Origin of the sequence: Limosilactobacillus sp., assembly GCF_022651205.1 — a bacterium.
Taxonomy (GTDB): domain Bacteria; phylum Bacillota; class Bacilli; order Lactobacillales; family Lactobacillaceae; genus Limosilactobacillus.
This window is the reverse complement of the sequence record NZ_JALCQI010000025.1, coordinates 1-24,690: the sequence shown is the minus strand read 5'-3', so window position 1 is coordinate 24,690 and position 24,690 is coordinate 1. Positions and strand designations below refer to the sequence as shown.

The window sequence follows — 24,690 nt, the reverse complement described above, 5'->3', positions numbered from 1 at the left end:
CCTTGAAAATATAAGTCTCATCTTTGACTCTGAGGTGAATCCATTGAATAATCAAAACAATAATGAACGCCTTACCCGTGTTCAACTATACGATTCAAATAACAAGCAACGCCGTCCTGGTAAAGGTGGCAAGAAGCCAAGACTGCCTCACTTTAACGGCAAAAACCGATTATTTAAGATCCTACTCGCGATCCTACTTGTTATCCTGTTTATTATGATAATCGTCTTTCTGATTAAGCAACACAATCCTGTCAACACAGATAATAACGACACAACTGTTTCAACCAGCAGTAAATCGTCATCACACAAGAAGAAGCACCATAAGACACACCGTTCTTCTAGTGATACTGATGATGACAATCAGGATACCTACTCCTTCTCGTACTCCACTAATAACAATGGTGGATCACGAGGAACTCAACATAACTCTAATCAGGATCAGCACACGACCGATAATAACGGTGGAAATAACACCAATAATAACCAGCCTAGTACTCCGCAACCAAGTCAAAACAATAGTGGCGATAACCATCAACAGCCAAGCAATTCTGGTAATAACCAGAATGCTGGGGGAAGTAACCATCCAGCTGCTCCTGCATCAAATACCCCAAGTCATTAAAGAAAATTTAAAAAGGGGGTTGCGATCCGCTCTGCCAGTGATATAATCATAGGCAATTAAAGGATATGCACTTTGATTACCCTCTACCAGGGAGTCGATGCCATGGCTGGAAGCATCGTTGAGGAGTTTAATCACTGTTGTACCACCTTTACTAATTTACTTACCGAAATAAGGCGAGTCGGGTCGTGTCCGTTAAAACACCTTAGAGAGGACAGAATCAGTCTGTCCTGAAGATGGGTGGAACCACGCTAATTTATAGAAATAATTGACGTCCCTAACGCTATTAACTTAGTAGCGTTAGGGACGTTTTTTGTTTAACTACAAAAAAGGGAGAGATTGTTTATGGCTCAAGTTGCTGTTATGTCACCAGATGGATCAGTTAAGAAGATCGATCGGGACTCACAAGAAGGTTTACAAGCATTACGGAAGCTTTCAGCATTAATGTTGAAGGCTGCTCTGAAGCAAGAATTTAAGGGAATTCGTCTTGGCGAAGCTGTCGCTGACGAAGACGGCTTCCATGTTGACTCAGATAAGGACGATCAACAAGTTTCTGCTGATGAATTAAACGCTCTGGAAGATGTTATTAAGGGCTTTGCAAAGAATGATGCTAAGGTTGAATTCGTTGAAGTTGCCCTTGAAGATGCCCTTGAAGAAGTTAAGGCTGATCGTTACTCCAGTGAATTAATCAAGGAAAGTGCCAAGGACGGTAAGGTCGCAATGTACCAACTTGGTGATGTCAAGGCAGTTGCTGATGATGACATCCTCGTTTATGGTGATGTTGTTAAGAACCTCCGTCTTCTTTCCGTAGCCGGTGCTTACTGGAAGGGTATGTCTTCTAACCCAATGCTCCAACGGATTTACGGTACTGTCTTCTACAAGAAGGATGCCCTTGAAGAAGATTTGAAGAAGCGTCAAGAAGCCAAGGAACGTGACCACCGGGTTATTGGTAATCAACTTGACCTCTTCTTCGTTGATCCTAAGGTTGGTGCCGGATTACCATACTGGATGCCAAAGGGTGCCACTATTCGTCGGACAATTGAACGGTACATCATTGACCGTGAAGTTGCCGATGGTTACAAGCATGTTTACACCCCAGTTCTGATGAACCTTGATGCTTACAAGACTTCTGGTCACTGGGAACACTACCGTGACGACATGTTCCCACCAATGGACATGGGTGACGGTGAAATGCTTGAATTGCGGCCAATGAACTGCCCTAGCCACATTCAAATCTTTAAGCACCACATTCGTTCATACCGTGATCTTCCATTACGGATTGCTGAACTTGGTATGATGCACCGTTACGAAAAGTCTGGTGCCCTTTCAGGTCTTCAACGGGTTCGTGAAATGACGCTAAACGATGGTCACACATTCGTTGCCCTTGACCAAATTCGGTCAGAATTCGCCAAGATTTTGAAGTTAATCATGAGCGTTTACAAGGACTTTGACATCACTGATTATAGTTTCCGTCTTTCTCTTCGTGATCCAAAGAACACTAAGAAGTACTACGCAAACGATGAAATGTGGGAAAAGTCTCAATCAATGTTAAAGGCTGCTATGGACGACTTGAACCTCGACTACTACGAAGCTGAAGGTGAAGCAGCATTCTACGGTCCAAAGCTTGATATTCAAACCAAGACTGCTTTAGGAAACGACGAAACGATGTCAACCATTCAATTAGACTTCATGCTTCCAGAACGGTTTGGCTTAACTTATGTTGGTAAAGATGGTCAAGAACACATGCCAGTGATGATTCACCGTGGTGTTGTTGGTACCATGGAACGGTTCATCGCCTACCTTACTGAAATTTACAAGGGTGCCTTCCCTACCTGGTTAGCTCCTGAACAGGTTCACATCATCCCCGTTAACGAAGATGCTCACGGTGAATACGCCGATGAACTTGCTAAGAAACTTAAGGCTGCTAACGTTCGTGCCGTAGTTGATCACCGGAACGAAAAGATGGGTTACAAGATTCGTGAATCCCAAACGCAAAAGGTTCCATACACCCTTGTTGTTGGTGACGAAGAAAAGAACAGCAACGGTGTCTCTGTACGGAAGTATGGTGAAAAGGAACAAAACGAAATGAGCCAAGATGAATTTATGAACGAAATTCTCGCTGATATCGCATCCTACTCACGTGAAAAGTAATATACAAGCTAGGAATTACAAATAAGGGTCTAGAATCCACAATCGATTCTAGACCCTTATTTTGTATATTTTTTAAATCATCACTAACTTTTCACTTTTTCTTAGAAGCCTCGCCACTGACATTGGCGAATATCAACATGGTTTTCATCCTTAAACGGTACTTTCTCAGCCATTAGCATGGGGCGTTGATCAACCCATCCCGGTACAAGGCGGCCAGTCGCTGTTACTACTCGATGACATGGATGTTTCCCGTAACCACCAGACTTACCAAGCGCTTTACCAACCAATCGCGCATTCCGTGGTCGACCAATCATTTTAGCAATTTGGCCATAAGTAGCTATCCGACCCAAAGGAATAATATCAACAACATTTAATACGGATCGCATAAATTGTTCATCAATCTTTGTCACTTAATCACCATCCCCACGTGTCAACCGTGGCAACATCAGGAAAATTACTAGTCCAATTACAAAAAGGATACTGAGAGAGGCAGCTCCCACCGTTGATTTACCAGTTAATTGGGTTACAAAACCAACAATTACTGGACCTAAGATGGCGGAAAACTTACCGAGAATATTATAGAAACCAAAGAACTCACTGCTTGATTTTTTGGGAATGAGTTGACCAAAGTACGATCGGCTGAGAGCTTGTAACCCTCCTTGACTTGTTCCAACCAGGGCAGCTAAGATCCAAAAATCAGTTAACGACTTTAAATGAAGGGCCTCTAGACAGATAACAAGGTAAACGATAATTCCTAAAAGAATTGCTAATCGATTAGATGTTTTTTGCGCTAACCAACCATAGAAAAGCGAAAAGGGAAATGCAATTAGCTGAACCATTAAGAGGACTAACATGAGCATCGTTGTTTCAATCCCCAGGTCTTTCCCGATTGCAGTCGCCATTGTAAAAATGGTATCAACTCCATCAATATAGAAAAAGTAGGCAACAAGGAACCATGAAATGCTTCGGTATTGTTTAATATGACGAAGCGTTCCCACTAGACGACGAAAACTATCCTTTAACGGACTAGTTACTGCCTGAACATTGTAACGTTGATTTCCGTCCCTTAATAATGGCCCCGCAAAGATAACCCACCAAACCGCAGCCAAAACAAAACTGAATTTTGCAATTCCATAGCTTCCCAAAAGGCCATGAAAGCCACCAGTTAATTGAGCAACAAGGAAAATAATGAACGCAATAACGCCGCCAAGGTAGCCCATTCCATAACCAGTCGTTGATACAGCATCCATCTGATGATTGCTAGCAACGTCCGTAAGAAAGCTATCGTAAAAGAGGTTCCCGCCAGAATAACCAATGATCGAAAGAACATAAACAGCCAACAGCACTAGCCATTGATTCACTGGGATTACAGCTAAAGCAAAGGTCATTATGATCCCTGCCCAGGTAAACAGGTTTAGCCACCGCCGTTTTGAGTTCGGATAATCAGCTAACGCACCAAGTAAGGGAGCCATCAAAGACACAACTAATGTACCAAAACTATTGGCATAGCCCCAAAATGCCGTTGAATTAGCCGCACTAATACCGTTCTCGTTCGCAATCGCCTTAAAGTAAACAGGTAAGACAGCTGTAATAACTAAAATCCCATAGCCTGAATTAGCCCAGTCATAAAAAATCCATTGCCACTGTTGCTTACTAAACTTCACTCATTTAACCCCGCTTCTTAATTACTCCTGGAATGATCTGCCCTGCTGTTGGTGCTGGATAATGCAAGCCTAATATCTTCGCAAATGTTGGTCCTTCATCAACTAGGTGTGCCGTTTCAACTGTCTTTCCCTGGTTAATGCTTGGTCCTACAAAGATCGCCGTCGTAAAGTAATCCGGTTGGTTAGGACCATAGCCGTGAACTGCACGGTAACGATCATGACTACCAAGTGAATTTGGATCAACCTTTTCAACAACGGCTGGGCGGTTAACTTCATCCGTGAAGTAGTATCCAGGCTTAGCTTCAACCAAGAATGCACACTTGGGGTCAGCTCCTAGCTTTACCGCCTCTGCACCATCATAAATTCGTTCAACACCTTCAACACCAGCAACTAACTGTTTTAGTTTGCTGAGGTTGACACTCTTTTTAGCGTAAACATATGTTTCACCATCACAAGTTTTTGCGGTAGCTTGCCAGTCATTCTTATATGTTGTTTTTTCTTTAATCGGTGTCAGTAGACCATGCTTAGCAAATACCATGTTAAGGTGGATCATCTTATCAACATTAATTTGGTAGTGATCACCTAAGATTACAAAGTCAGTATCATCATATGTCCCCGCGTCACGACTTGCTTGAATAATTTTAGCTACCCGACTATCTAATCGTTTCAAGGCCGCTTTAGCTTGTGGTGAACGGACCCCGTTACGATGCCGCATACTGTCCATATCAACTAAATGAATTAGCGTTAAGTCTGGCCGTTTATTTTTGATCGTGTCTACCGCACATGCAGTCACAAAATCATCAAGCCATGGCTGTTTAATTCCCCGACGAAGTTTTCCATAACGATGATTCATCTTGTAAAGAAATAGCGGCGAACTAGCCTTTAGTGAAACCAAAACCTGGTTTGTCCAAATCCGGTTAGGAAAAATCTCCGCCAAATTATAATTAATTTTACTTCCCGCAGTAACTGGCCATAAAAATGCTGCGGTTGTTAGTCCGGCTTCCCGAGCAACATCATAAAGGGGCATTGCCTTGACATCCTTCCGGTACCAATACCAGTCAGGTGATTCACGACGCGGCTGAAGTTTCGTATTATTTACGATTCCGTGAATTGCCGGGTATTGCCCAGTAATTATTGAAGTGTGTGATGGGTAAGTTAAGGTCGGGAAAATTCCCCTAACGCGTTTTACCCAGGTTCCCTGCTTAATCAACTGGTCAAGGTGGGGAACCAGTGTGCGAAGCTCGTTGAGATCACGAAAACCCATTGAATCAAGAGAGATTACTACCAACTTATGCAATGCCATTATCCCATCCACTTTCTTTTTTAAAGTCTTCAATTCTATTTTAAGATAAAAGCAATTGAATGCGTAACCCTAAAAGACAAAATGATAAAAGAAACTCTTTCAAAGGCTATCATAGCAAGCGGTTACAAAAGGTACTGATTTGATTCACAGCGTTTTTTAATGTAAAATTAAGGTTCAGTTTTCTGTATTTTTTTGAAAGGAATCATCACTATGCAAAATCAGTTACCAAAGGGAAAAGAGCACGAGAAAACTCTCGGTCTCTTTGACCTTTCCATTTTAGGTATCGGCGCAATTATTGGTACGGGAATCCTAGTTTTAACTGGGATTGTCGCCGCGGAAGACTCTGGTCCTGCGATCGTCTTCTCCTTCCTAATTGCCGCGCTAGCTAGTGGATTAATTGGCCTCTGTTATTCCGAACTAACTACTAGTTTACCCAACTCTGGTAGTGCATTTTTCTACGCGTGGGTATCCATTGGTAAGTTCGTCGCATTCCTGGCCGGCTGGACTCTGATTGGAGTTTATGTCACCACTACGGCAACGGTTGCTAACGGGTGGACCGGTTATGTCCAATCGTTTTTGGAGGTTCTCGGACTCAATCTTCCCCACAAACTTTTAATTACCCCTGCTGCGGGAGGATACATTAACCTTCCTGCTGTCCTGATGATTTTTTTAATGACGATTATTCTGACGCGGGGAACGAGTGAAAGTAAGCTAATTAATAACTTCCTTGTCGGGGTCAAGATCTTTATCATCCTTTTATTTATCATCGTCAGTATCCCACACGTCAATCCAAGTAATTGGCACCCGTTCCTTCCATACGGTTACAAGGGAATCTTTACTGGTGCTTCTGCTGTTTTCTTCTCTTTTCTCGGCTTTGATGCCCTAGCAACATCCGCCGAAGACGCAAAAGATGTTGATAAAAATATTCCCCGGGCAATAATTTTATGCCTAGTAATTTCCACCAGCCTTTACATCCTGGTAAGTCTTGTAATGACGGGGGTTGTCTCTTACACTAAACTAAACGTTTCCGAAGCAATGTCCTATGTTCTTATTATTAAAGGGCACAGTTTTGTAGCTGAAATTGTTTCTATGGGAGCTGTTTTAGGGATTATGGCAGTTGTCTTTGCTTTCATTTACGCTGGATCCAATATTCTTAAGTCAATGAGTCGAAGCGCCTTCCTGCCACAAGGTCTTGCAAAAGTAAATTCCAAAACCCAAAGTCCTAACCGGGCAATTTGGCTAGTCGGTATTTTTTCTGCCGTTTTGGCTGGCGAATTTGATCTCCACTACCTAGCACTGATTGCCAATATCGGTTCCTTAATGGTCTTTGCTCTGATTTCGTTAATCGTGATCATTTTACGGTTGCGTTATCCAGAACTTAAGCGTCCTTTCAAGGTACCATTTGGTAAAACTCTTCCGGTGCTTTCAATTATCATTTGTATCGTCCTACTCGTTAGCATTTCACTCACCGCCTGGCTTACCTACCTTGCCTGGATCATTCTTGGCTTAGTCGTTTATTTCTGTTACTCGCTTCGCCACGCGGATGAATTTAACTTCACCAAAGATAATTAATCGATTAAAAGGGCGCGTAGCTAGTCTTTAGAAAGCACAAATAGGGCTTCAGTGTTCGGATTTTCCGAGTACTGAAGCCCATTTGTGTACTGCGTCGTTTGTATTTCATCTAGGTAATATAACTTATGTCACATTCCCTTTTTATTATTCCTGTAACTTTCGTTTAACCATTGTTGGGTCTGCCTTGCCGGGATTTAATTCCACTAGTTTACCGGAGCCACTATAAATAATCCACTCCGCGAGATTCACAATGTGGTCACCAGCTCGTTCTAAGTAACGAATCACGGAAAGGTAGTCGCCATATGCTTTGACGTTTTCTCCTGCCTTCACCAGGGCATTCATAATTGCATGCTGCTGTTGAACATAGATCAGGTCAACATTTAAGTCCTCATTGGCAACCTCGTAGGCTTTCTGTTCGTCCGTATAAACATAGGCGTCGAGAACACGCTCTAACATTTCCCGAACGAGCATCATCATTTTTTCTATCTGTCCTTCAATTTCGTCATTGTGTTCGCGTCGACTTAGGTTAATTGCAGCACGAGCAATATGGGACGCGTAATCTCCTAATCGTTCAATATCACTACTTGCCTTTAGGATACTAATAATCTTACGGAAATCACTTGCAACCGGTTGTTGAAGCGCCATTAATTTTAGTGCTTCCTTTTCGAGATTAATTTCTTCATTGTTAATTTTGGGATCTGTTTTCAAGACCTGCTCAGCTAACCCTTTATCATGATCGGTAAATGCCTTGGTGGCTTGATAAATCTGCTCACTAGCATCAATCCCCATTTCCATAAAGTGACCCCGAAGCCGCTTTAGTTCATCATTAAAAATTGCTCCCATCCTTGATTAACCTCCTAACCAAACTTACCACTTAAATAATCGGCAGTTTTTTGTTCATGCGGGTTCATAAAAATCGTATCCGTTTTATCAAATTCAATTAGGTGTCCCTGGTGCATAAAAGCCGTCCAGTCGGCGGAACGGGATGCTTGCTGCATATTATGGGTCACCATAATAATTGTTAAATGCTTCTTCAATTGTACTAGAGTGTCTTCAATTTGCGAAGTTGAAACTGGATCAAGGGCACTCGTCGGCTCATCCATTAAAATAATTTCTGGGCGAACTGCTAACGTTCGCGCAATACAAAGTCGCTGCTGCTGACCCCCAGATAAGGCTAGAGCACTTGCCTTTAACTGGTCCCTAACCTCATCCCAGAGGGCTGCTTGGCGAAGGCTCTCCTCAACACGTTGATCAAGTACCCGACGATCCTTTTCTCCCGTCAGTCGAAGACCATAGATCACGTTCTCATATATTGACATTGGAAATGGTGTCGGCTGCTGAAAGACCATTCCAATTTGCTGACGAACTCGGTAAACATTGACTTTTGGCTGGTTAATGTTTACCCCATGAAAGTTAATCTCTCCCTTGACTGTGGCAAAATCGTCATTCATTCGGTTAAGGCTCCTTAAAACAGTTGATTTACCTGAACCAGATGCTCCAATCAGGGCCGTAATCTGGTTTTGGGGAAATTTAAGATTAATGTCATGAGCAACGTGTTTTTCACCGTAAAGGACTTGAAGGTTCTTAGTTTCTAAAGCCGTCTTTGTTTGCATTTTATTCTCCTTATTTTGTCAAATGTTGCTTGATCCGGTGACCAGCATAGCGAGCAATGAGATTGAATAATAAGATTGTAATGATTAGTACTGCAGCGGATCCATTTGAAACTGCTCGGGCATCAGGAACTAGCCCCTCACTATTTACCTTCCAAATATGAACCGCTAATGTTTCAGCGGGACGAAGTGGGTTTAGAAAGCTGGTCGGGCTAAACGGGTTCCAGTCAGCGTAATTAATTGCCGGAGAACTTTGTCCAGCTGTATATATTAACGCCGCTGCTTCACCAAAAATTCTTCCCGCACTCAAAATTGTCCCGGTTATAATTCCAGGCAATGCAGCAGGAAGGACAATTTTAGTAGTTACCCGCCACTTTGACATTCCCAAACCCAAACCGGCTTGACGTTGTAAATAGGGCACTTGGCGGAGAGCATCTTCACAACTTCGCGTCAAAATTGGGAGGTTTAAGATCGTTAACGCTAATGCTCCTGCTAATAGTGAGAAGTCAAAGCCAAATTGCAAAACGAAGACAAGATAACCAAATAGTCCAACTACCACAGAAGGTAGGGAACTTAAAACCTCAATTGCCAGACGAAGCCCTTGCGTCCACCGATTAGCGGGGGCATATTCACTCAGGTAAATTGCGGCACAAAGGGCTAGTGGAACCGAAACGATCAACGTCAGCACAACTAGGTAAAGGGAATTAAAAAGTTGATCACGAATTCCCCCTCCTGCAGAAAAAGACTCAGCTTCAGCAGTGAGGAAGTGCCAGTTAATGTGTGGAATTCCCATTGCCAAAATATAAATTAGTAAGCTAAAAACCACCATACCGACTATTCCTGCCAAACTTAAGACTATTACAGTAGCTAACCGATCAACTCGTTCTGGACGCATTATCGTGCTCCTTTCTTACTCGACAATCGCATTAGTAAATTAAACGCCAAGGACATTACAAGAAGGATCAACGCTAACGACCATAACGCGTTATTCGATGCCGTCCCCATAACAGTATTACCAATCCCTGTTGTTAAGACACTGGTCAGCGTCGCGGATGATTCCATTAACCCCTTTGGAATAACGGTTGTGTTCCCGATCACCATTTGAACGGCTAACGCTTCACCAAAAGCACGAGCCATGCCAAATACCATTGCCGTTAATACGCCATTTTTAGCACTCGGAATTATTACCCGGGAAATAGTTTGCCACCTCGTTGCTCCTAACCCAATGGATGCTTGCCGATATTTTTGTGGAACCGCCCGGAAACTATCAATGGTCATTGATGTCATCGTGGGTAAAATCATCAAGAAAAGGACGCAGGTCGCTGCAAGGATCCCAAATCCCGTTCCACCAAATACCTGACGGAGATAAGGAACAATAATGGTCAATCCAAGATACCCATAGACTACGGAAGGAATGCCGACAAGTAATTCAATTAATGGCTGGAGATACTGATAAACCCTTTCAGGAAGCATTTCAGTAATCGCAATTGCAACAATTAATGCCAAGGGTAAGGCGATAATTCCGGATAAGACAGTTACACTAAATGAAGTAACGATCATTGGTAACGCACCATAGTGATGGTGACTAGGTTGCCAGTCAGTACCTGATAGGAAATGCCAAACTCCCACCCCATTATCCTTAAAAAGCGCGATCCCTTTAAGAGTAAGAAAAATTAAAATTATTCCCACAAGGCCACCAATTAAGATCATTGCTAGATAACTGATCAGTTTACCAAACCATTCTTGTTTACTTTCAATTGATGGTTGGGTTAACCGCTTTTTCAAATCCTCCATTTCCTACTCCTTTACGCTCGTTTTTCCATTTACCGTCCGCTGAACTTTCATATCATGAATATTAATATAATTCGCCTTTTCCACGAGCTTTTGCTGAACTTCTTTTGTTTGCATATAGTTAATAAACTCCTGGGTAGCTTTTGTCGGCTTCTTTTGGGTATACATATGTTCATATGACCACAACTGCCACTTATTAGTTGTAATGTTCTTCGCTGTCGGTGTTACCCCATCAACTTTTAATGGCTGAACAGATTTATTAAGGTAAGCAAACGAAATATAGCTAATTGCTCCCGGTGTGTTACGGACAATTTCTTTTACCGTCCCGTTTGAATCCTGTTCTTGAGCGTTAACGGAGTGCTCGCCGTTCTTTAGAACCACCTGCTCAAATGCAACCCGAGTCCCACTCCCCGTAGCACGGTTAATTACCGTTATTGGCAAGTTAGGACCACCTACTTGTTTCCAGTTAGTAACTTCCCCGGTGTAAATTTGACGGAGTTGTTTAAGTGAGAGGTTATCAACCCCTAACCTTGAATTAACAATTGGGACGATTCCAGAAACCGCAACAATATGATCCGTAAGCTTTTTCTCGTCGATCCCATCCTGCTGGTCAGCAAATACATCTGATGACCCAACATTAACCGCCCCAGCCTGAACTTGACTCAATCCGGTACCAGAGCCTCCTCCTTGAACCGTAATGCTTGTTTGCGGTTCTAACTTTTGATAATTCTTAACGACTGCTTCACTTAACGGCTGAAGAGCAGTAGAACCCACAATCGTAACTTTTTCCCGTGGTGGTTGCTTTTTAGCAGCGGCAAACCCCACACCAAGACTAACGATTATTACTGCAATAACCGCCATTGTAATTATTCTCTTCATCTTTTCTCCCTAGTTGTTTTCATCAATTTCATATGGTACAAATAGAGAATATCAAGCCGATGTAAATATTTAATCTTCGTATTGTAAACATTATGTAAATTCTGGAGAAAGCAATGACTAATCAATTTTTATTAATGAGTCAAAACACCGACTTAGCCCAACAATTACACCTTCTTTGCAAAAAAGCACAGTGGGATTTTGTTCAGATCACAACCCCCACCGGCCTAGTGGTTCAGTTAGAAAGGCAGTCAGTTGCTGGAATTTGGTGGGATCTTTCTGATACAACCCTCGACACTACCATTGCAACAATGATCCTAATTCGGAACCAGGTTCCCGGGCCGATCACCGTATTTACACCAAAGTTAACAGAACGAATTCAACGAAAACTCTACAAAGCACAAGTTGATGATATTATTACTTTCCCCTTCAATCAGGGTATTCTTCAGCCACTACTAGAACAGCGACTTAGACTTTACCGCCGTTTAACCCTGAAAGCTGATTCACCAGCCAAGAAAAGCAGCCCATCCCAGTCCACTTCAATTGGTAACTGGTTAATTGACCGTCAAAATTACACCGTTACCAAGAATGATCACCCAATTGAACTTACCCCAAAAGAATTCCAACTCCTTGTTTACTTAGTTGATCATCACAACCAGGTTCTTAGTCGAGAACAGTTGATTAACGGTGTCTGGGGATACGACATTCTTAATACTTCCCGAATTGTTGATATTCACATTAGTCATCTTCGGGATAAACTTGAAGACGATCCACATAGTCCTAACCACCTCCAAACAGTTCGTGGCTTTGGCTACAAATTAATAAAATAATCCTTTTTAATCTTTTTTCCCTAAAGTGTAAAATAAAAGAGAAAGAGCTTTTAAAACACTAATGAAGGGGATCTGATTTAATGACTCGTTTTAAAAAATCTGCATGTACATCAATAATGGTTGGAAAGAAGGCATCTATTGACGGTTCTACCTTTATTTCTCGGAACGAAGACCGTGTTATGGCAATTGAGCCAAAACGATTCATTGTTCAACCAGCAGTTTCTGGTCGCGATGAAACTTACATTTCACCCTACAACAAGCTAACCGTTAAGCTTCCAGCAAACGGGATGCGCTATACATCTACGCCAAGCGGTGATCAAAGCATGGGACCAAACGAAGAAGATGGCTTCAATGAAGTAAATGTTGGTGAAAGTGCTACAGAAAGTGTCTACGCCAATAACCGCGTCCTCGCTTATGACCCCTACGTAAAAAACGGGCTTGCTGAGGATTCAATGACAACCCTTGTTCTTCCTTACATTCATAGTGCTCGCGAAGGAGTGGAATATTTGGGTAAGTTAGTCGCTAAGTATGGTTCCGCTGAGGGTAACGGTGTTCAATTTAGTGACAAAGACGAGGTCTGGTACATGGAAATCGCTACTGGACACCACTGGGTTGCGGTTCGCATTCCCGATGACTGCTATGCGGTTGCCGCTAACCAAATCGCTATTCAAAAAATTAACTTTGAGGATTCGGACAACTATATGTGGTCGGACGGTATTGAAGAATTTGTCGAACGCCACGGATTAAATCCTGACACCGATCAATGGAATTTCCGTCATATTTTCGGCACAAATACCCAGTTTGATCATCACTACAACACTCCACGGGTTTGGTTCGCCCAACGTTACCTTAATCCAGTTGATGCAGCTGACCAAACTCCCGAATCAGCAGAAATGCCATTTATTCGGAAACCAGAACGAAAAATTGCGGTAGAAGATATTCAATATCTCCTGAAGTCTCACTACAACGAAACTAAGTACGATCCACTTGGTGACGGAAGTAAACATGACCGAAAAGTTTACCGGGCAATTTCACTTTCCCGGACAGCTCAATCTCACATCCTTCAAATGCGGAATGGTCTTGATTCAAAGCATGCCGCTATTCAATGGATTGAAATGGGTGTACCAAGTTTCAACGCTTACGTCCCATTCTTTACCAATGCCAATGATACTGATGCTTCATACCGAGAACTACCAAAGAAGATGGATTTAAAGAGTGCTTTCTGGCTTAATGAGGCCCTTGCAATGGTTGTCGAATCTCATTACAGCGAATTCATCCAAACCGATCTTGACTTCCAAAAAGATCTTGGTGAATGGTGTCGTCGTAAGATTCAAGAAGTTGATGAACACGCCAAGAACCTTGATGGTGAACAACTCACAACCTACCTCACCGGACAAAATCATGAAATTGCTAGTTACTGTAACGATCAGGCTAGAGAACTTCTCTTTAAGCTAATTACTCAGGGAACAGAACTCTCCCGGCTTACATTCAAGATGGATCCAAACCTTTAGTCCATTAAGGCGTAAAGCGGGGTGTATTGCTTTGTTTTATAATTTTAATGTGCTAGGCTTTTATTAAATAGGTAATAATATTTTAGCTTTAATATTGGGAAGTGGTTCGATGGTTGAGAAAAATAAAGATCAATCGCTTAACCTCGAAAAGGCTAGCCTTGATCAGGTAATTAAGGAGCTTCATGTTGATACCAAAGTTGGTTTACCAACCGCCGAAGTCCAAAGTCGTTTTGAAAAGTACGGTGCAAACGAACTTACCACTAAGGAAAAGTCATTTGCTTCACAAATTTTGCATGCTTTCATGGGGCCAATTTCATACATGATCGAATTGGCCGCAATCGTTTCAGCAATTATTGGTCACTGGGATGACTTCATTATCATCCTGATTTTACTGTTATTTAACGTTACGATTGAACTTTGGCAAAATCGAAAGGCTTCTAGTGCCTTAGCAGCCTTAAAGAAGGGGCTTGCACCACAAGCAACTGTTCTCCGGAATGGTAAATTCCAAGACATTCCTGCCCGAGAATTGGTCCCTGGTGATGTCATTAAGGTCCGCTTAGGGATGGTTGTTCCTGCTGATGTTCGGTTAATCAGTGGTGACTATGCCTCCATTGATCAGGCTGCACTAACTGGTGAATCGTTACCCGTAACCAAAAAGGTGGGCGACGAAGCGTACTCTGGCAGTGTTGTTAAGCAAGGTGAAATGCTTGGGGTTGTAATTGCAACCGGAGCAAATACCTTCTTTGGCCGGACCGCTAAGTTGGTTGCCAGTGCCGGAACAGTTGGTCACGCTCAAAAAGCCATGTTCCAAATTGGTAACTTTTTGATCGTTGTTGCGGTTATTTTAGCCACGATAATGGTTGCCTTCCAGGTTTACCAAGATATTGCAATCACGAAGACCTGGGGACTCAATAGTGCTTTAAACATCCTTGAGTTCGTCTTGGTTCTGTTAGTTGCTTCGATTCCTGTTGCAATGCCAACCGTCTTCTCCGTTACGCTAGCATTAGGTGCGGTTCACCTTTCTAAACAAAAGGCAATTGTTTCTAAGCTGGCCTCCATTGAAGAAATGGCCGGGATCGATATTCTCTGTTCTGATAAAACCGGGACGTTAACAAAGAATAAGTTAACTCTCGGAAAGACTACCCTAGTTGATGCTAAAGACGAACAAGAATGTATCTCCGCAGCGGCCCTTGCTTCAAAGAGTGAGAACCACGATGCAATTGACGACGCGGTCATCGCGGCGGTCAAGGATAAGGATGCATTAAAGGAATGGCAACTGGACAAATTCATCCCATTCGATCCGGTAAGCAAGCGGACCGAAGCTCATTCCCACAACCAAAAGGGCGATGTCCTTTACACCGCTAAGGGTGCACCACAAGTTATTACTGCTCTGGCTAAACCAAGTGCGGATGAAGCAGCTAAGATTAACCAAACAGTATCCGATCTTGCAAACCGTGGTTATCGTGCCTTAGGTGTTGCCAAGTCAACCGATCAAGGTAAAACATGGTCGATCCTTGGTGTCCTTTCAATGTTCGACCCACCGCGGGATGATTCTAAGGAAACCATTAAGAACGCCATTGATAACGGTATTCACGTAAAGATGATTACCGGTGATGATACCGCAATTGCGATTGAAACTGCCCGTCAACTTGGAATGGGAACCAAGATCCTCAACTCAGCGGACGTCTTTCCTGAAAAATTCGATCCCGATCACGTTCCTGAAAAGATCGTTAACACGATTGAAGATGCAGATGGCTTTGCCCGGGTCTTCCCTGAACACAAGTACGCCATCGTAAAGGCGCTACAAAAGAAGGGCCACATTGTTGCGATGACCGGTGACGGGGTTAATGATGCCCCTGCCCTAAAGCAAGCCGATTGTGGGACTGCCGTTCAAGGGGCGACAGAAGCTGCCCGAAGCGCTGCTGCCCTTATCCTTACAGCTCCAGGTCTATCAGTAATTACAACCGCCATTAAGGAAGCACGGAAGATCTTTAAGCGGATTACTGCTTATACTATCTACCGGGTTGCCTTGACAATGACAATCATGTTCTTGGTTGTCCTTTCATCAATTATCTTTAAGTTCCAACCACTAACAGCGATCGCAATTGTTATGATGTCGTTACTTGATGATTTGCCAATCATGTCAATCGCCTATGATAATACTGCGGTTGGTAACCGGCCAATGCGGTGGCAAATGTCACATGTCCTTACCACTGCCACTATCCTTGGTGTCTTCTCCGTCATTCAATCAATGCTTATGTTAAGTGTTGGTCATGGATTAATTGACACCCACGACACTTTTGGTTGGTTAAACATGACTAGTCAAAGTCAATTACAAACGATTATGTTCTTACAAATCGTCTCAGCTGGATGCCTAATGCTCTTTGTTTGCCGGGCAGAAAAATGGGTCTTCGAGCGTCCATTCCCAGCTAAGATCTTGCTACTAGCAACCTGCAGCACCCAAATTCTAACAATCCTAATGTGCTGCTTCGGTTGGTTAGTTCCAGCAATTTCAATTGAAACGATTGCCTTTGTTTGGATCTACAACGTTGTTTGGATGTTCATTATGAATATTATCAAGCTTGCCGTTGATAAGCATTTGAATAAGTAACTCAAAAATAATAACCGATCCTAGCAGACGTTAGCTAAGATCGGTTATTTAGTTTAAATTTAATCCCTTACTATTTATGTTCCCGTGTAGCTTCTGCAAGGTGAACCAGGTTAGTTACGAAGTTGTGTGTCTTCGCTTCATAGTGATACTTTCGCCCTAATTTAACGAAGTAGCCATTGATGTAATCAACTTCAACTGGTCGATTATGACTCATATCCTGATACATTGATGGGTAATGATGAGGGTTACCAACCTTTGAAACATAGTTAACACTCTCTAGCTCTTCTGCCCGACTATTAACTAGTTGGACCCCTGCTCGTTCACAAACGTCATAGGCTTCATCAATTAATTGGCGGGACAATTCATCCGCTTTATCAAAGGATGCGTATTCTCCCATTGTGATCTCAAACATTGTACAAAGGGTATTAACAACAGAGTTAAAGACTACCTTAGCCATTAAGGTTCCCATAAAGTTGTCCTTCAATGATGGATTGAAGTTTGCCTTTTTCAATTCTGCCATTAACTCATCTGTCTTCGCATTCGGTTTCTCAGTATAGTTTGCCCAATTGGTAGTTCCCATTCCTGGCTTACCGACAAATTCTACCTCACCCGGTCCAGTCAAGATGGTTGCCACAAGCGCTGTCCCAGCAGTTAGCTTTTCTTTAGGGAAATACTTAAGCAGTTTTTCAACATGCCCCATCCCATTCATCGCAGTTAAACAATACTGGTCTTTGAAGAAATGCTTACACCGTTCTAACATGTCGTCCAATTGCATTTGCTTTAATTCGAAGAACACAAAGTCCGCGTCGGTTGCTTGATATTCTTCTGGAGTATAGACATTAACCGGAACAAGGTGCTTATTTTGGTGTTCACGAGTGACGTACACCCCGCCCTGTTCCTTCATCTTGTCATAATGTGGCTGCCAACCTTCCACAAAGTCAACTTCATTCCCTTGTTCTTGTAACAATACACCGAAGCGGAGACCCATAGCTCCTGCACCAACTACTGTAAACTTCATAATAAAACTCCCTTTCTCAAGCCGACAAAAAAGTATCCTAACAAAAAAGCGTCCCTAGATTGTTTCATCAATCTAAGGACGCTCCTGCGTGTTACCACCTTTATTCGCCAATAGTTCACACTATTAACCTCAAATGTTCAGTTTTTCCAACTAAACACCGTAGCGATAATGGGCTACTCCCACCGCAGATTACTAGCTTCATCCTGGCACTCAAAGTGATTTTCATTAAAATCACGTTATCCTTTTTCACCCACCAAGGACTCTCTGAAAGCGTGAATTTAACTACTCTTCTTGTCAACGTGTTTTATAATCTTAATTTAATTGTATTTTAATTTAATTCATCTAAGGATTATTGTCAATGATTTTTCAAAATTATTTATTTAGTATATTTTTATATAAGCCCTTACTCTGTAGCTATCCATCTAAACTTAATTTTCAAAACAAATCCAGAATACTGTTGACATTAAAATTAGAATATTCTAATATAATGACAATCAAATTTATAAATTGCTTTGAAAAGATGAGTAGTCTTAGAAGTTCAGCACAGAGAGTTACATTAGATGAGAAGTAACCTGAAGGACTTTGACGAAGATGGTCTTGGAGCATTAACGAGTAGCGAGCCCGATCCGGCTAACTACTCACGAGTGACGACCGATAAAACGTCTAGGTTTACTTTCGGGTGTACCTATTAAGGATGAAATTGTAAGATTTCATCGAATTAGGGTGGTAACACGTTAATCATTAATGAAATTAACGTCCCTAGGAAAGCAGAAATGTTTTTCCTGGGGACTTTTTTATTTGCTCTAACTTCCTGAACTTATCCAATTGCGCTAATTAAGAAAGGATGTAATTTTATGACTCAATTTACAACTCGTACTACTTCACCATTCCGCTATGACATTGTTGGTAGTTTTCTTCGGCCTCAGGCATTAAAAGAGGCCCGGGCCAAATTTACTCAAGGTCAAATCAGTCGCGATGATCTGACTAAAGTGGAAGACAAGTGCATTATTGATTTAGTTAACAAGGAAGAAGCCGTGGGACTCCATGCTGTTACTGACGGCGAATTTCGTCGGAGTTACTGGCACCTTGATACTTTCTGGGGCTTTGCGGGAATTAAACATACTACTCAGGCCCATGGTTACCTTTTCCATGACGAAGAAACCCGTAATGATTCCGCTCAAGTTAGCGGTAAAATTGCCTTCAAACCTGAGCACCCCGATGTTGAGGCATTTAAATTCTTAAAGAAGATTACTAAGGACAAAGATGTCATTCCTCGCCAAAGTATCCCTGCCCCAGCACAGTTTTACGCAGAGCTAGTCCGTGGTGATGAAAATATTGCTGCTCTACGAAAATACTACCCAACTGACGACGAACTTTTTCACGACATTGCCAAAGCTTACCACGACCTAATTCTTGCCCTCTATGATGCTGGGTGTCGTGACGTTAAAATTGATGATTGTACTTGGGGAATGGTCGTTGACGACGACTTTTGGGCAACGATGGCTAAGGCAGGTTTTGACCGTGAGTCTCTCGAAAACACCTACTTGAAATTAAATAATGATGCGATCGCAGATCTCCCCGATGACTTAACCGTTAATACTCATATTTGTCGTGGCAATTACCACTCTACCTGGGCTGCAAAGGGTGGCTATGGACCCGTTGCCGATCACTTATTCGCTCACGAAAACGTCCATGCCTTTTACCTCGAATATGATTCTGAACGTGCAGGTGGCTTTGAACCACTCGCAAAGGTTCCTGATGATAAGTATGTTGTGCTTGGTCTGGTTACCTCAAAGTCTGGTAAGCTTGAAGATCCACAAACCATCATTGATCGAATTAATGAAGCGGCTAAATATCACCCTCTTGACCACCTCTGCCTAAGTACCCAATGTGGCTTTGCTTCAACTGAAGAAGGAAATATTCTTACCGAAGATCAGCAATGGGCAAAGATTAAGCTCGTTAAGCAAATTGCAGAACAGGTTTGGGGCTAGAGTGCGAGCCCGTGAAAGCCTTCCGGTGGCTAACGATTTCTCCATTAGAAAATCCCTAACAATCGTTATCTCTAATGATTGTTAGGGATTTTAATATCTATTCCAACTTACCCACAACTGGCAAACCTTTCAGTACTTTATCACCATGTGGCGACTTGTTATACAAAACATCAGTTAAATCATGACCTGCTTCATTACCGTGGTGCTTACCACCTTGCCATGCGGCTTTACTTGAGACATCGTAAACGACTCCTGAAATAGCGACATATGCGGGCTGACCATTCTGCCCATTAAACTTAGCTAGTTCTTTACGAGTAAATACTTTTTCTGTCATTAGATCTGCCTCCTTAATTCTACGTTGCTTACCTGTCTCGAATATAACATTCTTTCATATTAAACACTAAGATTTCGCTTTATTATCAGTAGCCCACGAGCCACATTTAAAAAGTCTTAACTGTTATAATAAAGATAACTACCAGAAAGGATGTCCGCAATGAAGAAGTTCCTATTACCACTTTTGACTATCGTTATGGCTTTCTTTTCCTTAACCATAACGGAGCAATCGATCCATGCAATGTCACAAAAATCAATGAATAACCACGTTTACCTCGTTACCTTTATTAACTCAAATGGTTACACAACTGCTCATCAATATGTCTTCTTCACCACTAATGGCAAATCAGCTTATGTTAATGTTACCGATACCGACCAATCGGGTAAACCAATCGTTACTAAGGACTCCACAAAAGAAGAAAAAGCGGCTCCGCGGACAATTAATCGCTACCTCGCCGACCGGAAAATTCTTAATAAGGCTACTAAGAAAAAATACTATAAGATCAAGGGCAGCCGGGTCACAATTGATAACGGCATCATGACGAAGAAGTCTTCTGGGAAAATTGAGAAGGACGGTAACCTTGAGAAATTCACCGTTGATTTCCCTGAAGGTACCCAGAAATACAACCGGGTTACTTTCCAAATGGCCCAAAAAGACTATCAATACCGCTAAATCATAAAGGCATCAACAACCTTCCTCTAGAGGGAAGAGCGTTGATGCCCTATTTTTATTTAGGTTAATGGATTAATACCAACTCGGCTTGTCACCATCGGTATTTGGCTTGTTAACGCCGAAGTCTTTCCGTGCATACGGCGTTGGATCGTCAATAATCTTCGCAACAAAATTACCAATCGACTTCCGTGAAACTTCAGTACCTTTAAAGGCCTCACCACGTTCAGTCGTTTCATAGTCAACCTCATCCTTATTAGTTAACCATGCCGGCCGAATGATTGTGTAGTCGAGGTCGGATGCAGTGATCACATCAGCAGCACTCCGGTAAGTTCCTAGGTAACTATCCTTTTGACCGCCACCTAATTCAGCATTGTTCCATTCGCCAAACTTGCCAGGAACTTCGTCATAAATCCCAATTGAGGAAATCCAAACAAGTTGCTTAACACCATGCTTGTCCATTGCCTTAACAATGTTTTCAGCCTGTTGCTTAATTTCTGGATTCCGCAAATTAGCATAAACAGTGTCTGCCTTAGCAACAGCAGCATCTAATTCAGTCATTTTCAAGGTATCACCCTTAATGACTGTTTCACGATTCTCATCAACTTCCTTTAAGTGTTGAGGGTGACGAGTATAAAGTAACAGATGATCATCGCCATTCTTCAATAAAGCATCAATTGCGTGGCTAGCGATTTGACCAGTTGCCCCTAAAACCAATACTTGTTTTGTCATTATTTCTTCCTCCTAACTCTTAATTCACTTTCTAGTATAGTGAACTTTAAACTTATTAAAAGTAAGCACTTTCATGTAAGATAGTTACTCACAAGTAACATTTACTTGGGCGCCAGGAGAAAATAAAATTTAAACTTTTTTATTGATCGCCGTCAGTCTTTCCCCACTGTTGTAACCCTTCAACTACCGGTTTTAGGTTCTTACCACGCACGGTCAGAGAATACTCAGTTTTGGGTGGAACTACCGGATAAACTTTTTTGACAATTAAACCATCATGCTCTAACTCTTTTAACTGCAACGCTAACATCCGCCGCGAACAGTCTGGAATTAACTTTTGCAATTCGTTAAAGCGACAGGTCTGGTGCTTCAAGAGCATGTAGATAATCACACTCTTCCATTTACCCGAAATTTGCTTGAGTGTCTTTTCAATTGGACACCGCTTGGTTTGCCTCGTCATTAGCCTCACCCCTTTTTGGTTTTAGATTAGTATAGATAGTGAAAAAATTTTCCCTTCTTGAAAAGAACTTTTATACAGCTTACTATTAGTAAGTAATATAAAACAATAATTTTTTAGGAGGAACTTACTATGCAATCAACATTCAACGAAATCAGTGCTAAAAGACGTTCAATCTATGCCCTTGGTGATCAGGTAACTGCTTCCCCTGAAGAAATTTTTGATTTAGTAAAGACAACAGTTCGTAATTCACCAAGTGCCTTTAACAGCCAAACTGTTCGCGCTGTCGTTCTTTTTGGTGAGAAGTCAGATCAAGTTTGGGACATTGTTGAAGCTGCACTTAAGAAAGTTGTTAAGGATCCAGCGGCTTTTGCAAAGACAAAGGCAAAAATTGCAACTTTCCGTGCTGGTTATGGAACTATTTTATACCTCACTGATACCCAAATTGTTCACCAATTAGAGGAGCAGTTTCCTAGCTATGCCGATAACTTTGCTGACTGGTCTGAGCAAGCAATTGGCGGTGCTCAACAAGCTGTTTGGACTGCTTTGGCAGAAAACAACATCGGTGCTAGCCTGCAACACTACAATCCACTAATTGACGATGCAATTCACCAAGCATTTGACTTGCCTGAAACATGGAAACTCCGCGCTGAAATGCCATTTGGTTCAATCGAATCTCCTGCTGGTGATAAGGACTACCTTGATGAAGAACAGGTATTCAAATTAATTAAATAGTTCCTACTCCCTCTCTTCCTGCTTTCATATTATAATGAGAGTACTAAAGGGAGGATTTTTTATGACCAAAATGTATAACACCGGTGCCGACTATGCCCTATCGATCATTGGTGGCAAATGGAAGCCCGTTATCCTTTACCAACTAGCCAACCACCCTCGACGGACAGGGGAGTTGGTAAAGCAGCTTGGAACATCACATAAGGTTCTTAGTGACCAACTTCGTGAACTCAGCGATGCCGGCATCGTTGCCCGTAAAAGTTATAATACGATTCCTCCGCATGTTGAATACCGGCTTACTGACGAAGGAGAAAACCTTTACGCTGCTCTTCGTTACCTTAACTATTGGGGAGAACAGCAAGTGGCAGATAATCCAGATGTCAAGATCATGTGCACCGATAAGATGAAAGAGCTCGGCCAAGAAGGACTTTGTGTTGTCACCAAGCAACATCTTCATCACTGGAAACAGGAAATCGTCAAAGAAACTAATAACAAAAGCTAATCTCGATCAAACACTAGGTGCATTCCGCCATCACCTAGTGTTTTCATTTGGCTAACATGAAAACGTTGATTAACAAAAGTATCAAGTGTATCAAAGGTCCCCTTCATCTTCGTATCACCCGAAATATAAGGTGCCACTACTAATGAAATTTGGTCGACTAACCCCGCTTTAAGAAAAGCCCCATTGATTAATGCGCCACCACCAAGAACCATCGTTTGAATGCCAAAATACTTCTTTAATTTTACTAATGACTCAGCAAAATCGATCTCTCGTTCACCACAAACTAAGTATGGGATTTCCATTGATCGAAGAAAGGCAAGATAGTTTTTTGATGCTTGCTTGGTAATAACTTCAATTGCCCGGTTCTTCCTGCCAGCATATGGAAAGTAGTTTTTCTCCCATCCAGCACGACCTCGGCGATCATAGCTAACGTCCCAGGTTGCCGACTGAATTCCTTCAGGTACCCAGTCACAATATTCAATCTTCTGCCCATCATATTTAGTTAAATCTGGATGACCTTTAGCAGCATATATTACGATCGTATTGCTCCCGTTAGCATTGGCACTACCAAGTTTGAATAGTTGATCGTCGTAATAGTCACCAGAAATTTTATCTCCCGGCAGGCCGTCCCAATCACCATCAATTTTACCGTCAATTGACATGTACATATGGATAATTACTTTTGCTCGATCCATTACGTCCACTTCCTTTATAACCAGTTTACTCCTGTTAAACATCATTTAAAACGGCCAATGTTTCATATGAAACACTGACCGTTATTTATTATCCATTAAATTTTTTCAAGTTCTTCCAAGCGATTACCCCAGTCAGAGTTCCTGCGATTAAACCAACAAGTAAAGATCCGATGAATACAGTAAGAACCGTTATGATGTTCCAATTTAGTGAATAGTTCTGATAAATAATTACTAGCGTGAGACATTCAATTAAAGCAAAAATGATTCCAGTAATAATACCACGTCGAATGGCTATTTTGCGTTTTCCTTTCAACTCACTAGAATCAACTTCATTCACTAATACTCCCTGCCGGACAGCAACAATGTAGAAGTACCAGGAAACAATGATAAACAGGGCAAACAAGCTAATAATCGCGAACCAAAAGGCAATTTGGTAGGTAGTAACTAATGCCAAAGCAACTGCAACAAATAGTAAAAATGGCGTAACTAAAGTCAAAATCAAATAGGCAGAATTACCTAGGTGATCCAGTTGCTTTTCTTGGTACTCATCAATGGGGCTACTAATCCCGTATGAAAATTTAAGAAGGCCGTTTCGTAGTTTTTCTTTTGTCATTTTGATTCCTCCCAGAAGAGTGAATTTAAATCAGTGTTCAATGCGATCGCTAACTTCCGACATAATTCCAGCGATGGATTATATTTATCGCTCTCAATCAAGCTAATTGTTTGACGAGCAACGCCAATCTTCTTTGACAATTCAAACTGTGATAGCTGTTGCTGCTTTCTAAATTGACGAACTCTATTCAACTCCTATGCTCCTTTTTGTTTGTCATATATACATGACATTTGTTGATATTATCTTACTAAGAACATTTTATTTTGTCAACTATATATGACATTATGAAATCGAGTAGGAGGTAATTGATTAATTCAATTACCGACCTCTCACACCACCGTACGTACGGTTCCGTATACGGCGGTTCGACAATTTAATCACTTTTGAATTGACTGGAGCGTCTTGGACATATTGA

The 24,690-nt window shown here is 41.9% G+C and carries 26 protein-coding genes and 1 other annotated feature; of the genes, 11 read left to right on the top strand and 15 right to left on the bottom strand.

Annotation, left to right across the window (positions count from 1 at the left end):
• On the top strand, nt 1-619 hold a 619-nt coding region (locus LKJ51_RS05980; RefSeq protein ID WP_366017773.1), incomplete at its 5' end, for a hypothetical protein.
• A gap of 342 nt (nt 620-961) precedes the next feature.
• Nucleotides 962-2,767, top strand: a complete 1,806-nt coding sequence (gene thrS, locus LKJ51_RS05975) for a threonine--tRNA ligase (protein WP_291978380.1) — start codon at nt 962-964, stop codon at nt 2,765-2,767.
• 101 nt (nt 2,768-2,868) lie between these two features.
• On the opposite strand, the gene LKJ51_RS05970 is transcribed toward thrS, so the two are convergent.
• The 3 genes from LKJ51_RS05970 to LKJ51_RS05960 are packed head-to-tail and all read right to left on the bottom strand — an operon-like array spanning nt 2,869 to nt 5,734.
• On the bottom strand, nt 2,869-3,177 hold the full coding sequence (locus LKJ51_RS05970; RefSeq protein WP_291978379.1) for an MGMT family protein: 309 nt from the start codon (nt 3,175-3,177) through the stop codon (nt 2,869-2,871).
• Nucleotides 3,178-4,431, bottom strand: coding sequence for an MFS transporter (locus LKJ51_RS05965; RefSeq protein ID WP_291978378.1), 1,254 nt, complete (start codon nt 4,429-4,431; stop codon nt 3,178-3,180).
• Nucleotides 4,432-4,435: 4 nt separating this feature from the next.
• Nucleotides 4,436-5,734 carry an alkaline phosphatase family protein gene (locus LKJ51_RS05960; protein ID WP_291978376.1) on the bottom strand — a complete coding sequence of 433 codons (1,299 nt, stop codon included), beginning with the start codon at nt 5,732-5,734 and terminating at the stop codon, nt 4,436-4,438.
• A 210-nt stretch (nt 5,735-5,944) separates the two neighbouring features.
• Here LKJ51_RS05960 and LKJ51_RS05955 point away from each other — a divergent pair, with 210 nt between their 5' ends.
• Nucleotides 5,945-7,306 (top strand): APC family permease, encoded by a 1,362-nt coding sequence (locus tag LKJ51_RS05955; RefSeq protein WP_291978375.1) that lies wholly within the window; start codon nt 5,945-5,947, stop codon nt 7,304-7,306.
• Between the two features lie 144 nt (nt 7,307-7,450).
• Here the strand turns inward: LKJ51_RS05955 and phoU are convergent, their stop codons facing one another.
• The 5 genes from phoU to LKJ51_RS05930 are packed head-to-tail and all read right to left on the bottom strand — an operon-like array spanning nt 7,451 to nt 11,586.
• Nucleotides 7,451-8,149, bottom strand: a complete 699-nt coding sequence (phoU, locus tag LKJ51_RS05950; protein WP_291978374.1) for a phosphate signaling complex protein PhoU — start codon at nt 8,147-8,149, stop codon at nt 7,451-7,453.
• Nucleotides 8,150-8,163: 14 nt separating this feature from the next.
• Nucleotides 8,164-8,919: a phosphate ABC transporter ATP-binding protein PstB gene (gene pstB, locus LKJ51_RS05945; protein WP_291978373.1), complete on the bottom strand. Its 756-nt coding sequence runs from the start codon at nt 8,917-8,919 to the stop codon at nt 8,164-8,166.
• 10 nt (nt 8,920-8,929) lie between these two features.
• Complete coding sequence (gene pstA, locus LKJ51_RS05940) at nt 8,930-9,811, bottom strand: phosphate ABC transporter permease PstA (protein WP_291978371.1); 882 nt, start codon at nt 9,809-9,811, stop codon at nt 8,930-8,932.
• Nucleotides 9,811-10,710: a phosphate ABC transporter permease subunit PstC gene (gene pstC, locus LKJ51_RS05935; RefSeq protein WP_291978370.1), complete on the bottom strand. Its 900-nt coding sequence runs from the start codon at nt 10,708-10,710 to the stop codon at nt 9,811-9,813. Before pstC ends, pstA begins: the two co-directional genes overlap by 1 nt.
• Before the next feature lie 3 nt (nt 10,711-10,713).
• Nucleotides 10,714-11,586: a phosphate ABC transporter substrate-binding protein gene (locus LKJ51_RS05930; RefSeq protein ID WP_291978369.1), complete on the bottom strand. Its 873-nt coding sequence runs from the start codon at nt 11,584-11,586 to the stop codon at nt 10,714-10,716.
• A gap of 113 nt (nt 11,587-11,699) precedes the next feature.
• Here LKJ51_RS05930 and LKJ51_RS05925 point away from each other — a divergent pair, with 113 nt between their 5' ends.
• The 3 genes from LKJ51_RS05925 (at nt 11,700) to LKJ51_RS05915 (ending at nt 16,535) form a co-directional block, all read left to right on the top strand.
• On the top strand, nt 11,700-12,413 hold the full coding sequence (locus LKJ51_RS05925) for a winged helix-turn-helix domain-containing protein (protein ID WP_291978368.1): 714 nt from the start codon (nt 11,700-11,702) through the stop codon (nt 12,411-12,413).
• Between the two features lie 80 nt (nt 12,414-12,493).
• Nucleotides 12,494-13,924, top strand: coding sequence for a C69 family dipeptidase (locus LKJ51_RS05920; protein ID WP_291978367.1), 1,431 nt, complete (start codon nt 12,494-12,496; stop codon nt 13,922-13,924).
• Nucleotides 13,925-14,033: 109 nt separating this feature from the next.
• Complete coding sequence (locus LKJ51_RS05915) at nt 14,034-16,535, top strand: plasma-membrane proton-efflux P-type ATPase (RefSeq protein ID WP_291978366.1); 2,502 nt, start codon at nt 14,034-14,036, stop codon at nt 16,533-16,535.
• A gap of 70 nt (nt 16,536-16,605) precedes the next feature.
• Here the strand turns inward: LKJ51_RS05915 and LKJ51_RS05910 are convergent, their stop codons facing one another.
• The gene (locus tag LKJ51_RS05910; RefSeq protein ID WP_291978365.1) at nt 16,606-17,553 is read right to left on the bottom strand and encodes a ketopantoate reductase family protein; all 948 of its coding nucleotides are present in this window, start codon (nt 17,551-17,553) and stop codon (nt 16,606-16,608) included.
• Nucleotides 17,554-17,624: 71 nt separating this feature from the next.
• Nucleotides 17,625-17,860: a binding site (T-box leader), on the bottom strand.
• A gap of 253 nt (nt 17,861-18,113) precedes the next feature.
• On the opposite strand from LKJ51_RS05910, the gene LKJ51_RS05905 reads away from it, so the two are divergent.
• Complete coding sequence (locus LKJ51_RS05905) at nt 18,114-18,245, top strand: hypothetical protein (protein WP_291978364.1); 132 nt, start codon at nt 18,114-18,116, stop codon at nt 18,243-18,245.
• Nucleotides 18,246-18,407: 162 nt separating this feature from the next.
• Complete coding sequence (locus LKJ51_RS05900; protein WP_291978363.1) at nt 18,408-19,544, top strand: 5-methyltetrahydropteroyltriglutamate--homocysteine S-methyltransferase; 1,137 nt, start codon at nt 18,408-18,410, stop codon at nt 19,542-19,544.
• A 97-nt stretch (nt 19,545-19,641) separates the two neighbouring features.
• Here LKJ51_RS05900 and LKJ51_RS05895 read toward each other — a convergent pair whose 3' ends face one another.
• Complete coding sequence (locus LKJ51_RS05895) at nt 19,642-19,878, bottom strand: cytochrome b5 domain-containing protein (protein WP_291978362.1); 237 nt, start codon at nt 19,876-19,878, stop codon at nt 19,642-19,644.
• A 159-nt stretch (nt 19,879-20,037) separates the two neighbouring features.
• On the opposite strand from LKJ51_RS05895, the gene LKJ51_RS05890 reads away from it, so the two are divergent.
• Entirely contained in the window at nt 20,038-20,550 is a 513-nt protein-coding gene (locus LKJ51_RS05890) for a hypothetical protein (RefSeq protein WP_291978361.1), read from the top strand.
• Nucleotides 20,551-20,622: 72 nt separating this feature from the next.
• Here the strand turns inward: LKJ51_RS05890 and LKJ51_RS05885 are convergent, their stop codons facing one another.
• Both LKJ51_RS05885 and LKJ51_RS05880 read right to left on the bottom strand, forming a co-directional pair.
• Nucleotides 20,623-21,279, bottom strand: a complete 657-nt coding sequence (locus LKJ51_RS05885; RefSeq protein ID WP_291978360.1) for an NAD(P)H-binding protein — start codon at nt 21,277-21,279, stop codon at nt 20,623-20,625.
• A 139-nt stretch (nt 21,280-21,418) separates the two neighbouring features.
• Entirely contained in the window at nt 21,419-21,736 is a 318-nt protein-coding gene (locus LKJ51_RS05880; protein ID WP_291978359.1) for a winged helix-turn-helix transcriptional regulator, read from the bottom strand.
• 129 nt (nt 21,737-21,865) lie between these two features.
• On the opposite strand from LKJ51_RS05880, the gene LKJ51_RS05875 reads away from it, so the two are divergent.
• Together LKJ51_RS05875 and LKJ51_RS05870 are read left to right on the top strand one after the other, a co-directional pair.
• The gene (locus LKJ51_RS05875; protein ID WP_291978358.1) at nt 21,866-22,468 is read left to right on the top strand and encodes a nitroreductase family protein; all 603 of its coding nucleotides are present in this window, start codon (nt 21,866-21,868) and stop codon (nt 22,466-22,468) included.
• A gap of 61 nt (nt 22,469-22,529) precedes the next feature.
• Nucleotides 22,530-22,967, top strand: coding sequence for a winged helix-turn-helix transcriptional regulator (locus LKJ51_RS05870; protein ID WP_291978357.1), 438 nt, complete (start codon nt 22,530-22,532; stop codon nt 22,965-22,967).
• Here the strand turns inward: LKJ51_RS05870 and LKJ51_RS05865 are convergent.
• From LKJ51_RS05865 to LKJ51_RS05855, 3 genes are all read right to left on the bottom strand, one after another.
• Nucleotides 22,964-23,662 carry a dihydrofolate reductase family protein gene (locus LKJ51_RS05865; protein WP_291978356.1) on the bottom strand — a complete coding sequence of 233 codons (699 nt, stop codon included), beginning with the start codon at nt 23,660-23,662 and terminating at the stop codon, nt 22,964-22,966. The two genes, LKJ51_RS05870 and LKJ51_RS05865, sit on opposite strands and share 4 nt — an antisense overlap.
• A gap of 88 nt (nt 23,663-23,750) precedes the next feature.
• Nucleotides 23,751-24,275, bottom strand: a complete 525-nt coding sequence (locus LKJ51_RS05860) for a DUF3278 domain-containing protein (RefSeq protein ID WP_291978354.1) — start codon at nt 24,273-24,275, stop codon at nt 23,751-23,753.
• Nucleotides 24,272-24,466 (bottom strand): helix-turn-helix transcriptional regulator, encoded by a 195-nt coding sequence (locus LKJ51_RS05855; protein ID WP_291978353.1) that lies wholly within the window; start codon nt 24,464-24,466, stop codon nt 24,272-24,274. The genes LKJ51_RS05860 and LKJ51_RS05855 overlap by 4 nt, the downstream gene beginning before the upstream one ends.
• Nucleotides 24,467-24,690: the final 224 nt, after the last annotated feature.

Bases quoted from the DNA above. Each gene is read 5' to 3' on its own strand.
- thrS (WP_291978380.1), top strand. From the start codon at position 962: ATGGCTCAAGTTGCTGTTATGTCACCAGATGGATCAGTTAAGAAGATC.
- LKJ51_RS05960 (WP_291978376.1), bottom strand. From the start codon at position 5,734: ATGGCATTGCATAAGTTGGTAGTAATCTCTCTTGATTCAATGGGTTTT.
- LKJ51_RS05955 (WP_291978375.1), top strand. From the start codon at position 5,945: ATGCAAAATCAGTTACCAAAGGGAAAAGAGCACGAGAAAACTCTCGGT.
- phoU (WP_291978374.1), bottom strand. From the start codon at position 8,149: ATGGGAGCAATTTTTAATGATGAACTAAAGCGGCTTCGGGGTCACTTT.
- pstB (WP_291978373.1), bottom strand. From the start codon at position 8,919: ATGCAAACAAAGACGGCTTTAGAAACTAAGAACCTTCAAGTCCTTTAC.
- pstA (WP_291978371.1), bottom strand. From the start codon at position 9,811: ATGCGTCCAGAACGAGTTGATCGGTTAGCTACTGTAATAGTCTTAAGT.
- pstC (WP_291978370.1), bottom strand. From the start codon at position 10,710: ATGGAGGATTTGAAAAAGCGGTTAACCCAACCATCAATTGAAAGTAAA.
- LKJ51_RS05930 (WP_291978369.1), bottom strand. From the start codon at position 11,586: ATGAAGAGAATAATTACAATGGCGGTTATTGCAGTAATAATCGTTAGT.
- LKJ51_RS05925 (WP_291978368.1), top strand. From the start codon at position 11,700: ATGACTAATCAATTTTTATTAATGAGTCAAAACACCGACTTAGCCCAA.
- LKJ51_RS05920 (WP_291978367.1), top strand. From the start codon at position 12,494: ATGACTCGTTTTAAAAAATCTGCATGTACATCAATAATGGTTGGAAAG.
- LKJ51_RS05915 (WP_291978366.1), top strand. From the start codon at position 14,034: ATGGTTGAGAAAAATAAAGATCAATCGCTTAACCTCGAAAAGGCTAGC.
- LKJ51_RS05910 (WP_291978365.1), bottom strand. From the start codon at position 17,553: ATGAAGTTTACAGTAGTTGGTGCAGGAGCTATGGGTCTCCGCTTCGGT.
- LKJ51_RS05905 (WP_291978364.1), top strand. From the start codon at position 18,114: ATGAGAAGTAACCTGAAGGACTTTGACGAAGATGGTCTTGGAGCATTA.
- LKJ51_RS05900 (WP_291978363.1), top strand. From the start codon at position 18,408: ATGACTCAATTTACAACTCGTACTACTTCACCATTCCGCTATGACATT.
- LKJ51_RS05895 (WP_291978362.1), bottom strand. From the start codon at position 19,878: ATGACAGAAAAAGTATTTACTCGTAAAGAACTAGCTAAGTTTAATGGG.
- LKJ51_RS05890 (WP_291978361.1), top strand. From the start codon at position 20,038: ATGAAGAAGTTCCTATTACCACTTTTGACTATCGTTATGGCTTTCTTT.
- LKJ51_RS05885 (WP_291978360.1), bottom strand. From the start codon at position 21,279: ATGACAAAACAAGTATTGGTTTTAGGGGCAACTGGTCAAATCGCTAGC.
- LKJ51_RS05880 (WP_291978359.1), bottom strand. From the start codon at position 21,736: ATGACGAGGCAAACCAAGCGGTGTCCAATTGAAAAGACACTCAAGCAA.
- LKJ51_RS05875 (WP_291978358.1), top strand. From the start codon at position 21,866: ATGCAATCAACATTCAACGAAATCAGTGCTAAAAGACGTTCAATCTAT.
- LKJ51_RS05870 (WP_291978357.1), top strand. From the start codon at position 22,530: ATGACCAAAATGTATAACACCGGTGCCGACTATGCCCTATCGATCATT.
- LKJ51_RS05865 (WP_291978356.1), bottom strand. From the start codon at position 23,662: ATGGATCGAGCAAAAGTAATTATCCATATGTACATGTCAATTGACGGT.
- LKJ51_RS05860 (WP_291978354.1), bottom strand. From the start codon at position 24,275: ATGACAAAAGAAAAACTACGAAACGGCCTTCTTAAATTTTCATACGGG.